Source organism: Rhodoferax sp. OV413 (assembly GCF_900104385.1).
GTDB lineage: Bacteria > Pseudomonadota > Gammaproteobacteria > Burkholderiales > Burkholderiaceae_C > Rhodoferax_B.
Genome location: NZ_FNJA01000009.1, coordinates 78,876 through 98,048 on the forward strand (window position 1 = coordinate 78,876; position 19,173 = coordinate 98,048).

Below are 19,173 nucleotides of genomic sequence, written 5' to 3' on the forward strand. Positions count from 1 at the left end.
GCGTGAGTGTCCCGGAATCCCGATACCCTGGGAACGCCCGCGCTAAGCACAATTGATATACGCTGTGCGCATGAAGACAGCCCCCGACCGCATCGAACTGATGCAAACCTTTGTGCGCATCGTCGAGGCCGGCAGCCTGTCGGCCGCGGCCGCGCAGATGGGTGCCACCCAGCCCACGGTGAGCCGCCGGCTGCAAACGCTGGAGCGCTCGCTGGGCATCAAACTGCTGCAGCGATCCACCCACGCCATGCAGCTGACCGAAGACGGCGCGCGCTGCTTTGCCCGCGCCAAGGAGCTGCTGGGCAGCTGGGAGGCCTTCGAGGCCGACCTGCGCGGCAGCAACGACCTGCCCGAGGGCACGCTGCGGGTGATGGCGCCGCATGCCTTCGGCCAGCAGCAACTGGTGGGGCCGCTGGCCGACTACCTGCGCAAGTACCCGCGGGTGGCGGTGGAGTGGCTGCTGCACGACGGCACGCCGAACTTCATCGCCGATGGCATCGACTGCGCGATCCACGTCGGCACGGTGGAAGACCCGGCCGTGGTGGCGGTGAAGATGGCCGAGATCCCCCGCATCGTGGTGGCCGCGCCGTCGGTGCTGGGCGATGGCCCCCTGCCCCGCCACGCGGCCGACCTGGCCGCCCTGCCCTGGCTGGCCTTGCGCACCTTCTACCGCAATGAAATCACGCTGCAGCACAGCGGCGGCGAACAGCAGCGCATCGCCCTGCAGCCGCGCATCAGCACCGACAGCCTGTTCGCCATGCGCAACGCCGCGCTGCTGGGCCTGGGCGTCTGCGTGGCCTCGGCCTGGGCGGTCGCCGACGATGTGCGCGCCGGCCGGCTGCTGCACCTGCTGCCCGCATGGCATGCAACGCCGCTGCCGATGTACCTGCTGTACCCGTATGCGCAGTTCTACCCGGCCAAGCTGCGCCGCTTTGCCGAGGTGCTGCGCGCCGATCTGCTGCAGGGGCTGGAGCGCGTGGCTGAGGTGGCCTAGGATTTACCGCAAATGGGGGATGGAGCGGGCCAGCCAGCCACCGAAGCCGGCTAACCTCGGCCCTTATCTATCCAAAGGTCGTTCCATGCAGTTCACTGAATCCGTGCGCACCTGGTAGGCGATAAACGGACATCAAAACCATGTCGAAAATCGAAAAACTGTGCGACGCATACGAGAAATTTGGCCAAGCAATCGCCGCTATTCCAGATGACGAGTCAAAGGCGCTGTCTCGTATGTGCGTGGGTGTGCGAGAGTTCGTTTCGGGCGCGCGTGAAGGGACTCCGAAACCGACCCCGTCGCAGGTCGCGGCAGGCCTGGAACAAGGATGGCGCGAAACGCCGCAGTCAATTCAGCGTGTTACGCAAGAGTGGCGGACCACGGTTTCCAAAGCATGGCACGACGCAACATTGCTGGCCTATCCCGAGTTCTTAACCAACGAACAGCAGCGCCTGCAAAAGGTGCTTGAGCGCGGGAAAATTAGGACTGAGGCCGAGTTCTATCGCATACGCCACGAGGTAGATTTACTCGAAGGGCGCCCAGGGGCCCATGACGAGTTACAGCACATGTATTCTTTAATGGACGTTTACGAGAAGCGGTAACTCCCTCACGACCGGCCTCTTGGGGCCAAGGCTGTTTGAAAAGGCCAGACGTGTATGTTTTGAGGATCCTTGATCCCTTAATTCACCCGAGAAAACGCAGCCTACGCCCGGGCCGCGTAAAACCCCAAAAACATATCCACGCAGTCCGCCAGCACGCGCTGCTGCTGCGCGGCTTCCAGCGGCGGCTGGCCCAGGGCCAGTTGGGGCCAGAAGGCGAAGGACTTGACCATGCCTTGCAGCTGGTCCGCTGCGTACTGCGGGTCCACGCCGGCGCGCAGGCGCTGGTCGAGCTGGGCGGCGCGTATCCAGGTGACCAGGCCTTCTTCCTTCTCGGCCAGCCGAGCCACCATGGCCTGGGCGCGCTGGGGCGACTGCATCATCTCGGCGATGGCAACCCGCGACAGGTCCAGAAAACTGCTGTCGTTGAGCAAGCGCATCTTCTGCTCCAGGCATTCCAGCAGCTGCGTGCGCAAGGGCTGCTGCGGGTCGTAGGCCACGGCCAACAGGCCCTGGGCGCGCTGCCACAGCTGGGTGAGGATGGCGGCGAACAGCTCGTCCTTGCTGGGGAAGTGGTTGTAGACCGTGCGCTTGGACACCTCGGCCACGGCGGCCACGCGGTCCATGCTGGTGCCGGCAAAGCCATGGGCGCGGAATTCGCTGATGGCGGCCTGCAGGATGGCCTCGCGCTTGCGGTGCGTGAGCAGGGTGGGTGAAGACGGTTCAGACAGCATGGCTAAATTTTACACCGCGCAGTTTACTTTTTCGCAAATTGCACTACACTGTGCAGTGTACTTTTAATTTAGCCCCATGAAACTCCGTCTTTCCTGGATTGGTATTGCCCTTATCTGCTTGATCGCCATGGCCTACACCCTCTGCTCCCCCGCCCTGCCCAACGCCGCCTACAGCGCATCGCCGCAATTCAGCGACGGCAAATTCCGCAACCCGGTGCCGCGCCACGCTATCGGCACCTGGAAGACGCTGACCCTGCTGTGGCGCTTCATGGTGGACAAGCCGGCGCTGGCCTCTCCGGCGCAGCCGCTGCCGGTGCAGGCGTTGGCCCAGGCCGAGCTACTGGCCGCGCCAGACAAAAGCCTGTGGCGCTTCGGCCATTCGACCATGCTGCTGAAGATGGACGGCCAGTTCTGGCTGACCGACCCGGTGTTTGCCGAGCGCGCGTCGCCGCTGCAGTTCATCGGCCCGAAGCGCTTCCACGCGCCGCCCATGGGCATTGCCGACCTGCCGCCGATCACCGGCGTGATCCTGTCGCACGACCACTACGACCACCTGGACCGCACGGCCATCCTGCAGCTGGCGCCCAAGGTAGCGCACTTCATCACCCCGCTGGGCGTGGGCGACCGGCTGATCGCCTGGGGCGTGCCGGCGGCCAAGGTGCAGCAGCTTGACTGGTGGCAGGGCACAACCATAGGCGGCATGCGCCTGGTGGCCACGCCGGCCCAGCATTACTCGGGCCGCAGCCTGTCGGACGGCAGCAGCACGCTGTGGGCATCGTGGGTGCTGATGACGGCCGATACCCGCGTGTTCTTCAGCGGCGACACCGGCTACTTTGACGGCTTCAAAAAGATCGGCGAGCGCTTTGGCCCGTTTGACCTGACCATGATCGAAACCGGTGCCTACGGCGATGAATGGCCCGACGTGCACATGCAGCCCGAAGAAAGCCTGCAAGCCCACATCGACGTGCGGGGCCGGCACCTGATGCCCATCCACAACGGCACTTTCGACCTGGCACTGCATGTCTGGACCGAGCCGTTCGAGCGCATCAGCGCACTGGCCGCCGCCGCCCAGGTGCCGGTGGTGGCCCCACGCATGGGCGAGCGGCTGGACCTGCAGGCGCCCGCGCCGTCCACCCACTGGTGGCGTACAGCAGGCAGTTAATCCCGCCAGCGTGGTGCCGGACTGCAGAAACCGCTGTTCTCCTACATCTTTGTCGCGATACGCCGCTACGCTGTGGGCATTTGACTCCCATCCAACGCCATGCAACTTACCGCTACCTGCACCCTGTCTGTCACCAGCGCCGCCGGGTGCCCCATCGTGGCCATGCTGCGGCCGCGCAACGGCCAGGCCCAGCAGGTGCTGCAAGAGAGCTATGACCTGCAGCCCTGGGCGGCCAGCGCCGACTACATCGACAGCTACGGCAACCTGTGCCAGCGGTTGGTGCTGCCGCCGGGCACCACGCAGATCGCCGTAGCCGCCACGGTGGAGGTAGACGCCGACATCGCCGTCGCCCCCGAGGCCGGCGCCACGGCGCTGCAGGATCTGCCCGACTACGCGCTGCTGTACCTGCTGCAAAGCCGCTACTGCCCGTCGGACAAGATGGCCGAGCGCGCGCAGGGCATCGTCAACGGCGCGCCCCCCGGCTATGCCCAGGTCGAGCAGATCCGTGCCTGGATACACGACAACCTGGAATACCAGTACGGCGTGAGCACGGCCACCACCGACGCGCTGGACACACTGTCCCACGGCGCCGGCGTGTGCCGCGACTTTGCCCATGTGGGCATTGCGCTGTGCCGCAGCCTACGCATCCCGGCGCGCATCGTGGTCGGCTATCTGCACGGGCTGGAGCCCATGGACCTGCACGCCTGGTTCGAAGCCTTTGTGGGCGGCCGCTGGTACACCTTTGACGCCACCCAGGACGCGCCGCGTGGCGGCCGCATCGTGCTGGCCTATGGCCGCGACGCGGCCGACGTGGCCTTCATCTCCGACTACGGCGACACGCCGCTGGAAGTCAGCGACATGCAGGTCAGCGTCAGCGCCGCCGTCTAAGCCCTACTTGGCGTCGTTGTACACCGTGGCCCGCGACACGCCCAGGTGGGCGGCGGCGATCTCGGCGCCGCGGCGGATCTCCAGGTAGCCCGCGCGCTTGATGTCCTGCACCAGCTGCTTGCGGTCTGCAGGCTTGAGCGCGCGCGAGGTGGTGGCGCGCGCGGCGGCAAAGTCGTCGATGGTCTGGCGGATGCGGTCGGCATACGCCGCGTCCAGGGTTTCGGTCACAGCGCTGGATTCGATGGCGGTGAACTGCGCCATCGCCGCCTGGATGCCGCCGAACAAGGTCAGGTCCACATTCAGGCACAGCGCCGCCACATAGTCGCCGGCCTCGTTCTTGATACCGATCGAGGTGCTCTTGACCTTGCGCCCGTCGGCGAACTGGTTGGCGTAGTTGGCGATCACCGCCGGGTAGTCGGGGTCCTGGATGCGGGCCAGGCCCAGCTCGGTGGCCGGCAGCCCGATGTTGCGCCCGCTAAGGTTGTTTTCAATCGCCAGGATGGCGTTCTTGGGGTGCGTCAGGTCGTGCACCACCACCTCGCAAAACGGCGCAAAGGTCTTGCCCAGGCCTTCGGCGATCAGCTGGAGCTGCGTGAACAAATGCTGGTTGGCGCTGGGCTGCATGGTGGATGGCCTGGACAAATCGTCTAAAGCCGCATCGTAGCCGACCACAGTGGCGCAGTTGCTGGACTTATTTTCTGGAAATTGACTATTTATCTAGTTTTAGATATATTTTCCAGAACCAGACACCACCAGCGAAAGACAATCATGACCCCACCCCACGACTTGCTGCTGCTCGACAACGCCGACGTGCAAGCCCTGCTGACCCACGACGACACGCTGCGCTGCGTGCGGCGCGCCTTCGAGGCCCACAGCGCCCGCAGCGGCCGCACCTTTCCGCTGGTGCGCGAATCGCTGGGCGGGCAGACGGTGTTCGGCATCAAGTCGGGCGACATCGCGGCCGACCAGGCGCTGGGGCTGAAGGTGGCCGGCTTCTGGCCCGCCAACCGGGCGCTCGGCAAAGACGCCCACCAGGCCACCATCCTGCTGGTGGACCCGGCCACCGGCCGGCCGCTGGGCCTGTTCGACGGCAACCATGTGACCTCCATGCGCACCGGCGCCGCCGGCGGCATCGGCATCCAGCGGCTGGCCCGGCCGGACGGCCGGCGCCTGTGCCTGTTCGGCAGCGGCGTGCAGGCCCGCATCCAGCTGGACTACGCGCTGCGCGTCTGCCCCTCGCTGACCCAGGTGGATTACGTGACAGCCCAGGGCCAGCCCAGCCCGGCGCTGGAAGCGCTGTTCAGCCCGCGCTGCGACATCGCCCACGCGCCGCACGCCGATACCGCCGTGGCCCGCGCCGACATCGTGGTCACCGCCACGCCCAGCCGCCAACCCCTGTTCTCGCGCGCCGCAGTGCGGCCCGGTACGCACATCAACGCGGTAGGCGCCGACACCAAGGGCAAACGCGAGCTGCCCGAAGGCCTGCTGGAGCAAGCGCTGCTGGTGGTAGACGACACAGCCCAGGCGCGCCAGCTAGGCGAAGCGCAGTGGGCACCCACCGGCTACCCGCTGCGGGAAATCGGCACGCTGCTGCCCGATGCGGGCTGGCAGCGCCCAGCCGATGCCATCACCGTGTTCGACATGACCGGCATCGCCCTGCAGGACCTGACCGTAGCCCAGTCGCTCTACCTCCAGGCCGGCGCGCAGGGCCGCGGCCGCCGGGTGGCCTGGCCGTGGTAAGGCGCTTGATTGCTATGTTTTAAATAGCTATTGGCGCTGGTGGAATAAGCGCTGGAGGCCGATTTCTTCTAAATCCACCAGCGGGCCAGGCCAGCCGCGCGCTAAGCGTCGGGCGGCACCACGGCGGCGATCACCGCGTCGCTGCGCACCTTCTGGTCGTGCAGGCGGTGGATCAGGTCGTCGATCTTGCGGGTCAGTTTGGCGGCGGCGCCGTCTACCGCCTTGTGCAAGGTGTCGGCATGGTGGGTCACGGCGACCGGCGGCCGGCCTTCGAGCCGGGCTTCGAGCATGCAACGCTTGTCGTGGTGGGCGTTCTTGTCGCTGTTCTCGTCGCTCAGGTGCACCTCGACGCGGGTGATGTGGGGGCTGAGGCGCTGCAAGGCATGCTGCACCACGCCGGTGACGTGGGTCGCCAGGCCTTCATGGCCTTCGATGTTGTGGTCGGTATTGATCTGGATCTGCATGCGAGCCTCCTACTTTTGTTGTGAACGTGGTGGCGATGATGCTCCGCATCTGCCGCTACCGGCGTTCTAGATGGAGGGTCTGGGGAGCTGTGAGTTCCCCGCGGGGGCCGAAACAGCTGCCGCTCACTATCACTTTCATAGCTGCTAGCGCTGGTGCTATATGCGCTGCAAGCACTTCACGCTTAAAAAATAAGCTGGCCTCCCTCGCGGCACTGGCGGCGCCATCCAGCGCAAGGAGTAGCCAGGCCGGTGTCATGGACAACGGCCTTTTTCCAATCAAAACCGTTCGGCCCCACGGCTCATAGCGGCCGCACCGGCAAGCAGATCTGGCAGGCGAAGGCGCCGGTTGCGGGGTCGTTATAGGTGTTCACGGGGTAGTACTCGAAGAACGGCCGGCCGTCGGCCTGCATGCCGCTAGCCGGCAGCCAGTCGCGCAGCATCTCGGTCCAGGCCACACTGATCTGCGGCCCGGTGCCGCGGAACTCGGCCACGGCGTAGCGGCCGCCGGGCAGCACGGTAACGCCGGCCGGGCTGTGGGCAACGAAGCTCTCCGGCACTTCCACACAGGCGTCGTAGCGGCACTGCTCGGGGGCGGTGATGTGCGGGTCGTCGTGGCCTATGCCGTAGCAGGGCGATTGGTCCAGGCCCTGGGCAATGCGCCAGGGCAGAAAGGTCTCCGCCCAGAAGCGGTTGATGCTGGCGCCATACGGGCCGATGTGGCGCATGTAGGCGATGCGGGCGGGGGGCAAGGTCACGATATTGACGTCCATGTGGAACTCCAGGTAGTTGAGGCCTTGATCATTCCCAGAACCGTCCGTGCCTGCCTGATCGGGCTTGCGCTGCGCCTGATCCAGATTGCGGTCTTGCTGGCGCCGGGCCTGGGCCAGTTCCTCGGCCCAGCGCTGCGGCGTGGCGGTGCGCCAGGCGGTGGGAGTGCTGCCAAAGCGCAGCTTGAAAGCGCGCGCAAACGCCTCGCCCGAGCCAAAACCCACGGCCAGAGCGATCTGCAGCACCGGCGTGTGCGGCTGCGCGGCCAGGTGCACGGCAGCCAGCTCCAGCCGACGCCGGCGCAGGTAGTCGCCCAGGGTCTCGCCCATCCAGGCGGCAAACACGCGGTGGAAATGGAAGGCCGAGAAATGCGCGACCTCGGCCAGCCTGGCCAGGTCCAGCGGGGCATCGATATGCCGGTCGATGTAGTCCAGCACCTTGTTCATGCGCTGGGCGTACTCCGCGGCGTTGCTGCGCGAGAGGGGTGGTATGTGCATAGACCGCGCAGTGTAGCGCTACGGATTTGCTAGCGTCTAGCGCTTATCACATCTGCGCCAGATGCCTGTTTGGTTCAAATTTTGGCAGTCTGTGCGTACCGGCCTAGTGTTTCCCCTGTACGCGACCCAGGCGTTTACGGCTTCAATCGGCGGGGATTTCAAAGCGCTTTGGAGCGTACACTCGCGCCCGTTCTTTTCACCCACACACTGGCCGCCCATGCTTTCTGTTGCCCACCAAGTTCAGCTGTCACAGCAGTACGTCACCGCCCAGCTGGCGGCCCGCCCGGCCGCCAAGGCCGCGCGCAAGGCCTGGAAGGCGTTTGCCAGCCGGCTGGACCAGCACTTCCCCACCCTGCTGCAGGAGCTGGCGCCGCTGTACGGCGCGCGGCCCGACTTTCTGGACTTCCTGGTCGAGCTGCTGGCCGTGGGCTTCGACGCCTGGCTGGAACGCCCGGCCGACCTGCAGGCGCTGGACCTGCAGCGCGAGAAAAACCCGCGCTGGTTCCAGTCGCAGAAGATGCTGGGCGGCGTCTGCTATGTGGACTTGTATGCGGGCAACCTGAAAGGCCTGCTGAGGCAGATTCCCTACTTCAAGGAACTCGGTCTCACCTATCTGCACCTGATGCCGCTGTTCAAATGCCCGGACGGCAATAGCGACGGCGGCTATGCGGTCAGCAGCTACCGCGAGGTGAACCCTGCATTGGGAACCATGGCCGACCTGCAGGCCCTGGCGGCCGCGCTGCGCGCCGAGGGCATCAGCCTGGTGCTGGACTTCATCTTCAACCACACCTCGGACGAGCACGACTGGGCCCGGGGCGCGGTGGCCGGCGACCCGCGCTACAAAGACTTTTACTACCTGTTCCCCGACCGCACGCTGCCCGACGCGTATGACCAAACCGTGCGCGAGATCTTCCCCGACCAGCACCCGGGCGCGTTCTCGCAGCTGGCCGACGGCCGCTGGGTCTGGACCACCTTCAACAGCTTCCAGTGGGATTTGAACTACAGCAACCCGGCAGTGTTCACCGCCATGGCCGGCGAGATGCTGGCCATCGCCAACCTGGGCACCGAAATCCTGCGCATGGACGCCGTGGCCTTTGTGTGGAAGCAACTCGGCACGGTGTGCGAGAACCTGCCCGAGGCGCACACGGTGATACGCGCCTTCAGCGCGCTGGTGCGGATTGCCGCGCCCAGCATGCTGTTCAAGAGCGAGGCCATCGTGCACCCGGACGACGTGGTGAAGTACATCTCGCCACAGGAATGCCAGCTGTCGTACAACCCGCTGCAGATGGCCTTGCTGTGGAACAGCCTGGCGACGCGCGAGGTGAACCTGCTGCAGCAGGCACTGGAGCAGCGCCACAACCTGGACCCTGACACCGCCTGGGTCAACTATGTGCGCAGCCACGACGACATAGGCTGGACCTTTGCCGATGAAGATGCGATCCAGCTCGGCATCCACGGCTTTCCGCACCGGCAGTTTCTGAACCGCTTCTACGTGAACCGCTTCGAGGGCAGCTTCGCCCGCGGCGTGCCGTTCCAGGACAACCCCGCCACCGGCGACTGCCGCATCAGCGGCACCTGCGCGTCGCTGACCGGCATCGAACAAGGCGACCCGCTGGCGCCGGCGCGCATCCTGCTGCTGCACAGCGTGGCCCTGAGCACGGGCGGCATGCCGTTGATCTACCTGGACGACGAGGTCGGCACGCCGAACGACCCCAGCTACCTGAACGACCCGGCCAAGGCGGCCGACAGCCGCTGGGTGCACCGCCCAGCCCGCGTCGCCAGCCTGTACGCGCAGCGGAATAAGCAGAACAGCGTGCCCGGCCAGATCTACCAGGGCCTGCGCCGCATGGTCGAGGTGCGGTCCAGCCTGGAGGTGTTTGCCGGCGGCCAGCTGACCGGCTTCCGCGCCGGCAATGCCAGCGTGCTCGGCTACATGCGCGGGGAGCCCGGCGCCCACGTACTGGTGCTGGCCAACTTCAGCGAGCAGCCGCAGCACTGCCCGGCGCCGGTGTTTTCGGCGCAGCCGGAGACGGCGGTGGACCTGCTCAGCGGCACGGCACGCAGCCTGCGCGAGGGCTTGACGCTGGCGCCTTATGAGGTGCTGTGGCTGGACTGCAGGCCTAACGCTTGATCCTGGCCCAGATCGACAACAGCTCTTCTTGCAGCGGGTGCTTGAACAACATCACACCCGCCACAAACCCCAGCAGCGCGCTGACGCCGCCCAATGCCAGGGGTAGCAAGGAAGTCTCCGGATAGAGACCGAATTCGGACACCACCAGCACCGGCCCGACGGCGGTCAGCAAGGCCACCTGCCCGCTCAAACGCACGGCGTGCAACAAGCCACGCAAAGGCAATTTGAGGTGCTTCCCCGTCACCTGCAATGCATTCGCCGCGCTAATGGCTGCAGATACGATGACAGCCAGACTCAAGGCCACCAGGCCTTGCGAAGCCCCCAACGCCACCAAGGCCACGGTCTGGAGTGCATTCACAATCGTCAAGCGCGCAATCTTTGCCACCGCGCCCGACGACAGCAGCGCAATATTGCATAGCGATGCGGGTACGCTGAAGGCAATCGCCACCGACAAATAGCGCGCCAGGTCTACCGACTGGTCCCACTGGGTTCCGTACAGCACCCGCACAATGGGATGGGCCAGGCAAATGATCACTACACAAAACGACCAACCCACCACGGTGACGTAGGCGGTGGCTTTCAGAAACGGGGCAATGAAATCGCCCTCCTCGCGCGACTGCTTGGCGAACCACGGCAGGCAGACCGAGCCGACTGCATCAATCACCAGCCGATTGAACATCTGCACCAGCCCGTTGGAACGCGAATACAGACCGGCGGCGGTCAGGTTCTGCAGCTTACCCAGCAGCAACTCGGGTGCTCCACCAGAAACCACACCAATGATGGAGCTGACAGTGAGCTTGGAACCAAAGCTGAGTACCCGACGCACCTCGCCCAGACCCGGCATCCAGGGAAACGACTTGGGGCGGTAGTGGCTGGCCATCAGGGCACCGACTACGGTCGCCGTCAGAGAGCCAAAAGCCAGGCTGATTGGGCCATGCCCGTTCCAGGCCAAGACCATGGACACCAGCGCCCCCAGCAGCGCCGACGAAAACCGCATCAAGGCCACGCTCTCAAAGCGCATTTCGCGCATCAACCAGGCGTAGGTGAGCGAACCAAAGGGGTTGATGGCGTAGTTCAAAGCGATCACCAGCATGATGTCGCGCATGCGGGGCTCTTTGTAGAACAAGGACACCGGATAGCTGGCCAACACCACCACGCAGGCCAATCCCACACCCAGACCCAGCTGCACAGCCCACACCGCGCGTATGCGCTCGGTGGTCAACTCGCGCTCCTGCACCAGGTACTGGCCGGCGCCCATGTCCCGTACCGACGCCACCAGCGTCAACAACACCATGGTGACGGAGAACACCCCGATTTCGGCCGGCGTCAGCAGCCGGGCGATCACCATGGAAGAGCCCACCGAAATAGCCAAGCTCGCGTAGCGGTCCAGGAAGGAGAAAAACAGCGATTTACGGGTGGACATAGTGCTCGGTACGGGCTGGCCGGTCAGCCAGAAAAGCGCTTGCTGATACCTGGATTGGCTAACAAAGGATGGCGGATGCGCTACGCTTCCACCTGTTACAAAGTATCGCACAGGCCTTCCCAGGCCCCACCCCACCATGCCGCTCAGCTCTTATCTCAACACCCACCCCCAGACCGCCGATGGCGTGTACCTCCACCCCTCTGCGCAGGTAATCGGCGATGTACATATCGGCAAAGACAGCTCCATCTGGTGCAACACCGTGCTACGCGGTGATGTGAACCGCATCCGCATTGGCCATAGCAGCAATATCCAGGATCTGAGCATGGGCCATGTGTCGCACAAAAGCACAGCCAAGCCCGATGGCTCGCCGCTACTGATCGGCAATTACGTGACCATTGGCCACGGGGTCATCCTGCATGGCTGCCAGATTGGCGACGACTGCCTGATCGGCATGGGCAGCATCGTGATGGACGACGTGGTGGTGCAGCCGGGCTGCATGGTCGGCGCGGGCAGCCTGGTAGGGCCGGGCAAGGTGCTGGAAAGCGGCTACTTGTACATAGGCCGCCCAGCGCTCAAGCTGCGCCCGCTGACCGACAAGGAAATGGCGTTTCTACGCTACTCCGCAGAGCACTATGTCAAGGTCAAGAACAACTACGTGGTAGCTTAATCCACCACCACCGGCACCCGCTGCGCCAACGCGCACATCAGCTCGTAGCCTACCGTGCCCGCAGCCTGGGCGACTTCGTCTATGGACAGCAGCGCACCGTTGGCGGCCCGGCCCCACAGGGTGACGGGGGTGCCGATCTGGGCCTGGGGCGTGGGCGTCAGATCCACCACCAGCATGTCCATGCTGACGCGGCCCAGGGTGCGGCTGCGCACGCCGTCGACCAGCACCGGGGTGCCGGTCGGGCAGATGCGCGGGTAGCCGTCGGCATAGCCGCAGGCGACGACGCCGATGCGCATCGCCTCGCTGGCCACAAAGTTGGAGCCATATCCAACGCTGGCGCCCGGCTGTAGTTCTTGTATAGCTATTATTTTTGCAGCAAGTGTCATAGCCGGCTGCAGCCCCCAGTCGGCGGCGCTGTAGGCCGGGAAGTCGGGCGCGCTGCCGTAGATGGCGATACCGGGGCGCACCCAGTCGCCGGCCACCTGGGCTGCCAGCGCCGGCTGCTGCAGCGGGCCACCCGGGGTGTGGCGCAGCGTGGCCGCGCTGTTCGCCACGCTGCGCTCGCCCGGCAGGTCTTCGGTGACGGCGTTGAAGATGGCCATGGCCTCGGCCACACCGCGCGGGCCGTCGGCATCGCTGAAATGGGTGATCAGCGAGATTTCATCCACCTGGGGCAGCAGATTGAGACGGGTCCAGGCAGAGCGGTAGCGCTCGGGCGCAAAGCCCAGGCGGTTCATGCCGCTGTTCATCTTCAGGAACACGCGGTGCGGCACATTGGTCTTGTGGACAGCCAGCATGTCGATCTGGGCGTCGCAGTGCACGGTGTGCCAGAGGTCGAGCCGCGAGCACAGCTCCAGGTCGCGCTGCTCGAACACGCCTTCCAGCAACAGCACCGGGCCGCGCCAGCCCAGGGCGCGCACGCGTTCGGCCTCGTTCAGGTCCAGCAGGGCAAAGCCATCGGCGCCGCGCAGGCCGTCAAACACCCGCTCGATGCCGTGGCCGTAGGCATTCGCCTTGACCACCGCCCAGACCCGCGCATCGCCCGCGGCGGCACGGGCCCGGGCCAGGTTGTGGCGCAAGGATTCGGTGTGGATGGTGGCCAAGATGGGGCGGGGCATGGGATGGGTCCGTTCGGTTCGAGGGGCGGAGTTGCGGGCGAGGTCGGGGGCTAAGTCGGGGTTATTGGGGATTTTGGCATCGCGGCGCGTGATATAACCCGCTCTTCTTTGGAGACATGGCTTAAATCAACCCGCATCAGTCCCGCTGATGCCGCCCACACCCATTAATGAAGCGCGGTTTCTTTACTCTCATGTCGGCCCAGTTCTTCTCGTCACTGGCCGACCAAGCGCTTTTCGTAGCGTCGGTGGCCATGATCCGGGGTTCGGGCGGAGCCCAATGGCAGCAAGCGGCCCTGGTGCCGATGTTTGCGCTGTTCTATGTGATCCTGGCCCCCTGGCTGGGCGCACTGGCCGATGCGTTTCCCAAGGGCCGGGTGATGCTGGTCAGCAACAGCATCAAGGTGGTCGGCTGCCTGATGATGTTGTTCGGCGTACACCCCCTGCTGGCGACCGCGGTGGTCGGCCTGGGCGCCGCCGCCTACTCGCCCGCCAAGTACGGCATCCTCACCGAGATGCTGCCGGCCTCGCAGCTGGTCAAGGCGAATGGCTGGATCGAGGGCCTGACGATTGCCTCCATCATCCTGGGCGTGCTGTTCGGCGGCCAGCTGGTCAGCCCGATGCTGTCGATGAAGCTGCTGGCCATCGACATACCGCTGATCAACACCGGTATCGACACCGCGCCCGAAGCCGCCATCAGCGTGCTGATCGCCGTCTACGCGCTGGCCGCCTGGTTCAACACCCGCATCCCCGACACCGGCGTCGAAATGCGGCCCATGCCGTCTAACTTCCTGGCCCTGCTGCCCGACTTCTGGCGCTGCAACTCGCGGCTGTGGAGCGACAAGCTGGGCCAGATCACCTTGTCTACCACCACCTTGTTCTGGGGTGTCAGCGGCAATCTGAAGTACATCGTGCTGGCCTGGAGCGCCACCGCCCTGGGCTATAGCATCACCCAGTCGACCAGCCTGCTGGGCGTGGTGGCCATCGGTACCGCCGTGGGCGCGGTCGCCGCCTCCATGCGCATGCGGCTGGACACGGCCACCAAGGTGATTCCGCTGGGCCTGGCCATGGGCTTGCTGGTGATTTTGATGAACTTCATCCACAACGTGTGGATCGCCGTGCCGTTCCTGATCATCCTGGGCGGTCTGGGCGGCTTCATGGTGGTGCCGATGAATGCGCTGCTGCAGCACCGCGGCCACAACCTGATGGGCGCGGGCCGCTCGATTGCGGTGCAGAACTTCAACGAGCAGCTGTGCATCCTGGGCCTGGGCGCGTTCTACAGCGTGTCCACCGGCATGGGCCTGTCGTCGTTCGGCGCCATCACCGCTTTCGGCCTAGTGGTCGCCGGCTTCATGTGGCTGATCCAGCGCTGGCACGCCAGCAACTGCATCAAACACAAGGACGAGGTCGAGCACTTACTGATGCTGGCCCGCACCGACAATACCCACTAGCATGCAGCGCGCTGCTGCACGGGCGCCCGGCGCCCTGCTCCCCGTACTCGCCCTGCTGCTCAACGCCTTTATCTGGGGCGTGTCCTGGTGGCCATTCCGCCAGCTGCAGCACGCCGGCCTGCACCCACTCTGGTCAACCTCGCTGCTCTACGCTGTGGCCCTGTTGGGCCTGCTGGTGTGGCGGCCGCGCGCTTGGCAGGGCATGTGGCGCCAGCCCGGCCTGTGGTGGCTGCTGCTGGCTACCGGCATGACCAATGTGGGCTTCAACTGGGCGGTGGCGATTGGCGACGTGGTGCGCGTCGTGCTGCTGTTCTATCTGATGCCCGGTTGGGCGGTCTTGCTGGCCTGGCTGGTGCTGGGCGAGCGGCCCACGCGCGCATCGCTGCTGCGGCTGGCCTTGGCACTGACCGGCGTGCTGATCGTGCTGTGGCCGGCAGACGGCATGGCCAGCGTCGCCAGCCTGGGTTTCTCGGCCGCCGACGCGCTGGCCTTGTTCGGTGGCTTCAGCTTTGCGCTGACCACCGTGCTGCTGCGGCGCCAGCAGCATGTGCCCGGCACCGAGCGCATGGTGGCGATGTTTGGCGGCGGCGTGCTGATGGCCGGGCTAGCGGCCTTGGTCGGTGGACAGTTCGGCATGGTGGAAGCCGTGCCGGCCGTGCACGCCGGCTGGGCCAGCGCCATCGTGGCGATGGGCCTGCTGTTCTTCATCAGCAATATGGGCTTGCAGTACGGCGCGGCGCGGCTGTCGTCCAGCAACAGCTCCATCGTGATGCTGACCGAGATCGTGTTCGCCAGCGTCTCGTCCATCGCCCTGGGCGCCGCCACGCTGTCGCTGCGCACCCTGGTCGGGGCGGCGCTGATCCTGCTGGCATCGCTATTGGCGGCGCGCAGCGACTGAGCAAACTCGGCGCGCTTCTGCTCCAATGGCGGCATGACCACCTCCATCTACGATTTCACCGCCACCGGCATCGACGGCCAGCCCGTTGCCCTGTCGCAGTTCCAGGGCCAAGTCCTGTTGATCGTCAACACGGCCAGCGCCTGCGGCTTCACGCCGCAGTTTGCCGGGCTGGAAGAGCTGCACCAAAGCTACGGCGCCAAGGGCCTGGCGGTGCTGGGCTTCCCCTGCAACCAGTTCGGTGCGCAGGACAAGGGCAGCAACGACGAGATCGCCAGCTTCTGCCAGCTGAACTACGGCGTCAGCTTCCCGATGATGGCCAAGATCGAGGTCAACGGCAGCGGCGCCGACCCGCTCTACCAATGGCTGACCGCCGAAGCTCCCGGCCTGCTGGGCACCAAGGCGATCAAATGGAACTTCACCAAGTTCCTGGTCGGCAAGGACGGCCAGGTGCTCAAGCGTTACGCGCCAACCGACACGCCCAAGAGCCTGCAAAAAGACATCGAAGCCGCGTTGGGCATTTAAGCCAAATCGGCCTCTGGCGCATAGGACACCAGCGCAAGCAGCTATTGATTCAATAGCAGCAAGATTTCTGCAGCGCGGCCGGGATACAGGACAATCCGGGCTTCTTTCTGTGTGGAGCCCCGTGTGAACTTCCAAGCCATCCTCGACGACATCGTTGCCACTGTGAAGCCGCAGCTCGGCGCGCAAGGCCAGGTGGCCAGCTATATCCCGGCGCTGGCCCGCGTCTCGCCGCAGCACTTCGGCATCGCCCTGCGCACCTGCGACGGGCTGGAGGCGGCCAGCGGCGACTTCGCCACGCCGTTCTCCATCCAGAGCATGTCCAAGCTGTTTTCGCTGACCATGGCGATGCAGCACCTGGGCGACGCGCTGTGGCAGCGCATTGGCCGCGAGCCCTCGGGCAACCCGTTCAACTCGCTGGTGCAGCTGGAAAACGAGCAGGGCAAACCGCGCAACCCCTTCATCAATGCCGGCGCCATCGCCGTGGCCGACCGGCTGCTGTCGCACGGCGACGGCGTGGGCCAACTGCTGGAGCTGCTGTCCGCGCTGTGCAACGAGCCGGTGCACCTCGACCCCGAGGTCGCCCAATCGGAGGCCGAAACCGGCTTTCGCAACCACGCGCTGGCCAACTTCATGAAGAGCTTTGGCAAGCTGGACAACCCGGTCGCCGCGGTGCTGGACATGTACTTCCACCAGTGCGCGATCCGCATGAGCTGCCAGCAAATGGCCCGCGCCGCCGGCTACCTGTGCCGCGACGGCCGGCATCCCTACCGCCCCGGTGTGGCCGTGGTCAGCGCCAGCCAGGCGCGCCGCGTCAACGCGCTGATGCTGACCTGCGGCACCTACGACGCCGCCGGCGAATTCGCCTACCGCATCGGCCTGCCTTGCAAGAGCGGCGTGGGCGGCGGCATCGTCGCCGTGGTGCCCGACCAGCTCACCCTGTGCGTCTGGTCGCCGGCGCTGGACGCCAGCGGCAATTCGCTGCTGGGCATGCAGGCGCTGGAGCTGTTTGCGGCGCGCACCGGCTTGTCGATCTTCTAGGCTTTGGGTATCTGAGAATTCAAAGAAAATTGGGCTCTGGTGCAGGCACTACCTGCGCTATCCGCTACGCTTACGATAGCAATCAACGGCTAGCTAGCTGAACCGCTCCACCAGAAAATCCACAAAGCTGCGCAGCTTGGGCGAGCGGTAGCGGTCGGGCAGATAGACCACGCTCATCGGCCGGCTGGGCAAGGTATGGTTGGCAAATAGTTGTACCAGGCGGCCGGCCTGCACGTCGGCCTGCAGCAGAATCGCCGGTTGCAGCACGATGCCCAGGCCGTGCAATGCCGCCACCCGCAGCGCCTGCCCGTTATTGACCTGCAGGCGGCCCGACACCGGCACGCGGCAGATGTCGTCTTGCGTGTCCGTCAGGCGCCAATGCACCAGGGCGGCGGGCGAGAACGACAGGCAATCGTGCTGACTTAAATCCTCGGGCGTGGCCGGCGTACCGCGGCGCGCCAGGTAGTCGGGCGACGCGCAGATCATCAGCCGGTACGGCGCCAGCGGCCGGGCGATCAGCGCCGAGTCGGGCAGTGCGCCGATGCGGATCGCCGCCTCGAAGCCCTCCTCCACCAAATCGACCACGCGGTCGCACAGGGCCACGTCGACACTCACCTCGGGGTAGCGCGCCAGGTAGACCGACAAGGCGGGCATCAGGGCTTCGGTGCCGAAGCTCACGGGCGCGCTGATGCGCAGCTTGCCGGCCGGCGCTAGCTGCAGGTTCTGCGCCTGGGCATCGGTTTCGGCGACCAGCCGGAGGATTTCCTTGCAGCGCGCGTAGTAGTCCTCGCCAAAGGCCGTGAGGTGCTGGCGCCGGGTGGTGCGCTGCAATAGCTGCATGCCGAGGCGCTTTTCCAGCGTGCGCAGGTGGTTGCCCGCCATCGTGGCCGAGATGCCGCAGGCCGTGGCGGCCGCGCTAAGGCTGCCTTTTTCCACCGCCTGCACGTAGACCCGCATGCTGTCGAACACATCCATTCGCCACTCCTGATTTCAAATCTATCAACTTATCCGAAGTTTATCTCTGATGGTTTTTAAATAAAACTGCGGTCTTCCTTTATTCCAGAGAAAACAACCATGCATGCTGTCCAACTCACCGCCCATTCCCTCAGCGCTTTTCAAAGTACCGAGCTGCCCGACCCGCAGGCCAGCTATGGCGAGGTGCTGGTGCGCATGCGCGCCGCCACGCTGAATTACGCCGACGTGGCCGTGGCCACCGGCGCCTTCCCCGGCGCCACGTTCCCGATGGTTCCGGTTGCCGACGGTGCGGGCGAGATCGCGGCCCTGGGCGCAGGCGTCAGCGGCTGGGCGGTGGGCGACCGCGTGGTGCCGCACTTCATGCCCGGCTGGCAGGACGGCCCAATGACGCCGCGCAAGGTGGCCGCCATGCGCGGCATCAGCTTGCCGGGTTCGCTGGCCGACTACGTGGCCGTGCCCGCCCACAGCCTGGTCGCCTTGCCCGCGCACCTGGATTTCGTCCAGGGTGCGGCGTTGCCCATCGCCGCCACCACCGCCTGGAACGCCGTGCGTTCGGCCTCGCTGCGCCCAGGGTCGGTAATCTTGCTGCTGGGCACCGGCGGCGTCAGCATCTTTGCCTTGCAGTTCGCCAAGGCCTCGGGTGCCACGGTGATCCTGGCTTCGTCTTCCGACGCAAAGCTGGAACGCGCACGCCAGCTGGGTGCCGACCACTTGATCAACTACCGCGCCACCCCCGCCTGGGACGCCGAAGTGCTGAAACTTACTGACGGGCGCGGTGTCGACCTGGTGGTGGAAACGGTGGGCGAGGCCACCATTGCCCGCTCGCTGAACGCCACCGCCATGGGCGGCACGGTGTTCACCGTGGGCATCCTCACCGGCACCGCGGCGTCGATTGACCTGCTGCCCGTCATCGTCAAGGGCTTGCGCATCGTCGGCAACAGCACCGGATCGGTGGCCGACCTGGCCGAAGCCACCCGCGCCATCGCCGCCCACCGCATCGTGCCGGTGATCGACCGGGTCTTCGGCATCGCCGACACCAGTGCTGCCTATACCGAGCTCAGCGCCGGCGGGCGACATTTCGGCAAGCTGGCCATCGTGCACTGAGCCCGG

The 19,173-nt window shown here is 65.6% G+C and carries 19 protein-coding genes; 12 read left to right on the forward strand and 7 right to left on the reverse strand.

Translation table 11 applies throughout. The features are described 5' to 3' along the window. Positions 1 to 70: 70 nt before the first annotated feature. Complete coding sequence (locus BLT66_RS24195) at positions 71 to 994, forward strand: LysR family transcriptional regulator (RefSeq protein WP_092762101.1); 924 nt, start codon at positions 71 to 73, stop codon at positions 992 to 994. 140 nt (positions 995 to 1,134) lie between these two features. After that, positions 1,135 to 1,593 (forward strand): hypothetical protein, encoded by a 459-nt coding sequence (locus BLT66_RS24200; protein WP_092762104.1) that lies wholly within the window; start codon positions 1,135 to 1,137, stop codon positions 1,591 to 1,593. A gap of 101 nt (positions 1,594 to 1,694) precedes the next feature. Here BLT66_RS24200 and BLT66_RS24205 read toward each other — a convergent pair whose 3' ends face one another. After that, positions 1,695 to 2,324: a TetR/AcrR family transcriptional regulator gene (locus BLT66_RS24205; RefSeq protein WP_092762106.1), complete on the reverse strand. Its 630-nt coding sequence runs from the start codon at positions 2,322 to 2,324 to the stop codon at positions 1,695 to 1,697. Positions 2,325 to 2,400: 76 nt separating this feature from the next. On the opposite strand from BLT66_RS24205, the gene BLT66_RS24210 reads away from it, so the two are divergent. Together BLT66_RS24210 and BLT66_RS24215 are read left to right on the forward strand one after the other, a co-directional pair. Next, a complete protein-coding gene (locus BLT66_RS24210; RefSeq protein ID WP_255407069.1) occupies positions 2,401 to 3,486 on the forward strand; it encodes an MBL fold metallo-hydrolase in 1,086 nt (361 codons plus the stop codon). A 99-nt stretch (positions 3,487 to 3,585) separates the two neighbouring features. Then, positions 3,586 to 4,374: a transglutaminase family protein gene (locus BLT66_RS24215; protein WP_092762108.1), complete on the forward strand. Its 789-nt coding sequence runs from the start codon at positions 3,586 to 3,588 to the stop codon at positions 4,372 to 4,374. A gap of 3 nt (positions 4,375 to 4,377) precedes the next feature. On the opposite strand, the gene BLT66_RS24220 is transcribed toward BLT66_RS24215, so the two are convergent. Beyond that, positions 4,378 to 4,998 carry a helix-turn-helix transcriptional regulator gene (locus BLT66_RS24220; RefSeq protein ID WP_092762110.1) on the reverse strand — a complete coding sequence of 207 codons (621 nt, stop codon included), beginning with the start codon at positions 4,996 to 4,998 and terminating at the stop codon, positions 4,378 to 4,380. 144 nt (positions 4,999 to 5,142) lie between these two features. Between BLT66_RS24220 and BLT66_RS24225 the strand changes: the two genes are divergently transcribed. Beyond that, a complete protein-coding gene (locus BLT66_RS24225; protein ID WP_092762112.1) occupies positions 5,143 to 6,114 on the forward strand; it encodes an ornithine cyclodeaminase family protein in 972 nt (323 codons plus the stop codon). 101 nt (positions 6,115 to 6,215) lie between these two features. Here BLT66_RS24225 and BLT66_RS24230 read toward each other — a convergent pair whose 3' ends face one another. Then, positions 6,216 to 6,578, reverse strand: a complete 363-nt coding sequence (locus BLT66_RS24230; protein WP_092762115.1) for an HPF/RaiA family ribosome-associated protein — start codon at positions 6,576 to 6,578, stop codon at positions 6,216 to 6,218. A 299-nt stretch (positions 6,579 to 6,877) separates the two neighbouring features. Next, positions 6,878 to 7,843, reverse strand: coding sequence for an AraC family transcriptional regulator (locus tag BLT66_RS24235; protein WP_092762117.1), 966 nt, complete (start codon positions 7,841 to 7,843; stop codon positions 6,878 to 6,880). A 217-nt stretch (positions 7,844 to 8,060) separates the two neighbouring features. Here BLT66_RS24235 and BLT66_RS24240 point away from each other — a divergent pair, with 217 nt between their 5' ends. Further along, the gene (locus BLT66_RS24240; RefSeq protein ID WP_092762119.1) at positions 8,061 to 9,974 is read left to right on the forward strand and encodes an alpha-amylase family glycosyl hydrolase; all 1,914 of its coding nucleotides are present in this window, start codon (positions 8,061 to 8,063) and stop codon (positions 9,972 to 9,974) included. Here BLT66_RS24240 and BLT66_RS24245 read toward each other — a convergent pair. Next, the gene (locus BLT66_RS24245; RefSeq protein ID WP_176955157.1) at positions 9,964 to 11,397 is read right to left on the reverse strand and encodes a lipopolysaccharide biosynthesis protein; all 1,434 of its coding nucleotides are present in this window, start codon (positions 11,395 to 11,397) and stop codon (positions 9,964 to 9,966) included. The two genes, BLT66_RS24240 and BLT66_RS24245, sit on opposite strands and share 11 nt — an antisense overlap. A 136-nt stretch (positions 11,398 to 11,533) precedes the next feature. On the opposite strand from BLT66_RS24245, the gene BLT66_RS24250 reads away from it, so the two are divergent. Next, positions 11,534 to 12,064, forward strand: a complete 531-nt coding sequence (locus tag BLT66_RS24250) for a gamma carbonic anhydrase family protein (RefSeq protein ID WP_092762123.1) — start codon at positions 11,534 to 11,536, stop codon at positions 12,062 to 12,064. Here the strand turns inward: BLT66_RS24250 and alr are convergent. Further along, on the reverse strand, positions 12,061 to 13,182 hold the full coding sequence (gene alr, locus BLT66_RS24255; RefSeq protein WP_092762125.1) for an alanine racemase: 1,122 nt from the start codon (positions 13,180 to 13,182) through the stop codon (positions 12,061 to 12,063). The genes BLT66_RS24250 and alr overlap by 4 nt on opposite strands. Before the next feature lie 167 nt (positions 13,183 to 13,349). Here alr and lplT point away from each other — a divergent pair, with 167 nt between their 5' ends. From lplT to BLT66_RS24275, 4 genes are all read left to right on the forward strand, one after another. Further along, positions 13,350 to 14,630: a lysophospholipid transporter LplT gene (gene lplT, locus BLT66_RS24260; protein WP_092762127.1), complete on the forward strand. Its 1,281-nt coding sequence runs from the start codon at positions 13,350 to 13,352 to the stop codon at positions 14,628 to 14,630. 1 nt (position 14,631) lies between these two features. After that, positions 14,632 to 15,528: a DMT family transporter gene (locus BLT66_RS24265; protein ID WP_092762129.1), complete on the forward strand. Its 897-nt coding sequence runs from the start codon at positions 14,632 to 14,634 to the stop codon at positions 15,526 to 15,528. A 33-nt stretch (positions 15,529 to 15,561) separates the two neighbouring features. After that, positions 15,562 to 16,050, forward strand: coding sequence for a glutathione peroxidase (locus BLT66_RS24270; RefSeq protein WP_092762131.1), 489 nt, complete (start codon positions 15,562 to 15,564; stop codon positions 16,048 to 16,050). 123 nt (positions 16,051 to 16,173) lie between these two features. After that, positions 16,174 to 17,088, forward strand: a complete 915-nt coding sequence (locus BLT66_RS24275) for a glutaminase (RefSeq protein ID WP_092762134.1) — start codon at positions 16,174 to 16,176, stop codon at positions 17,086 to 17,088. Between the two features lie 93 nt (positions 17,089 to 17,181). On the opposite strand, the gene BLT66_RS24280 is transcribed toward BLT66_RS24275, so the two are convergent. Continuing rightward, on the reverse strand, positions 17,182 to 18,063 hold the full coding sequence (locus BLT66_RS24280) for a LysR family transcriptional regulator (RefSeq protein ID WP_092762136.1): 882 nt from the start codon (positions 18,061 to 18,063) through the stop codon (positions 17,182 to 17,184). Between the two features lie 99 nt (positions 18,064 to 18,162). Here BLT66_RS24280 and BLT66_RS24285 point away from each other — a divergent pair, with 99 nt between their 5' ends. Beyond that, the gene (locus BLT66_RS24285; RefSeq protein ID WP_092762138.1) at positions 18,163 to 19,167 is read left to right on the forward strand and encodes a zinc-dependent alcohol dehydrogenase family protein; all 1,005 of its coding nucleotides are present in this window, start codon (positions 18,163 to 18,165) and stop codon (positions 19,165 to 19,167) included. Positions 19,168 to 19,173 lie beyond the last annotated feature (6 nt).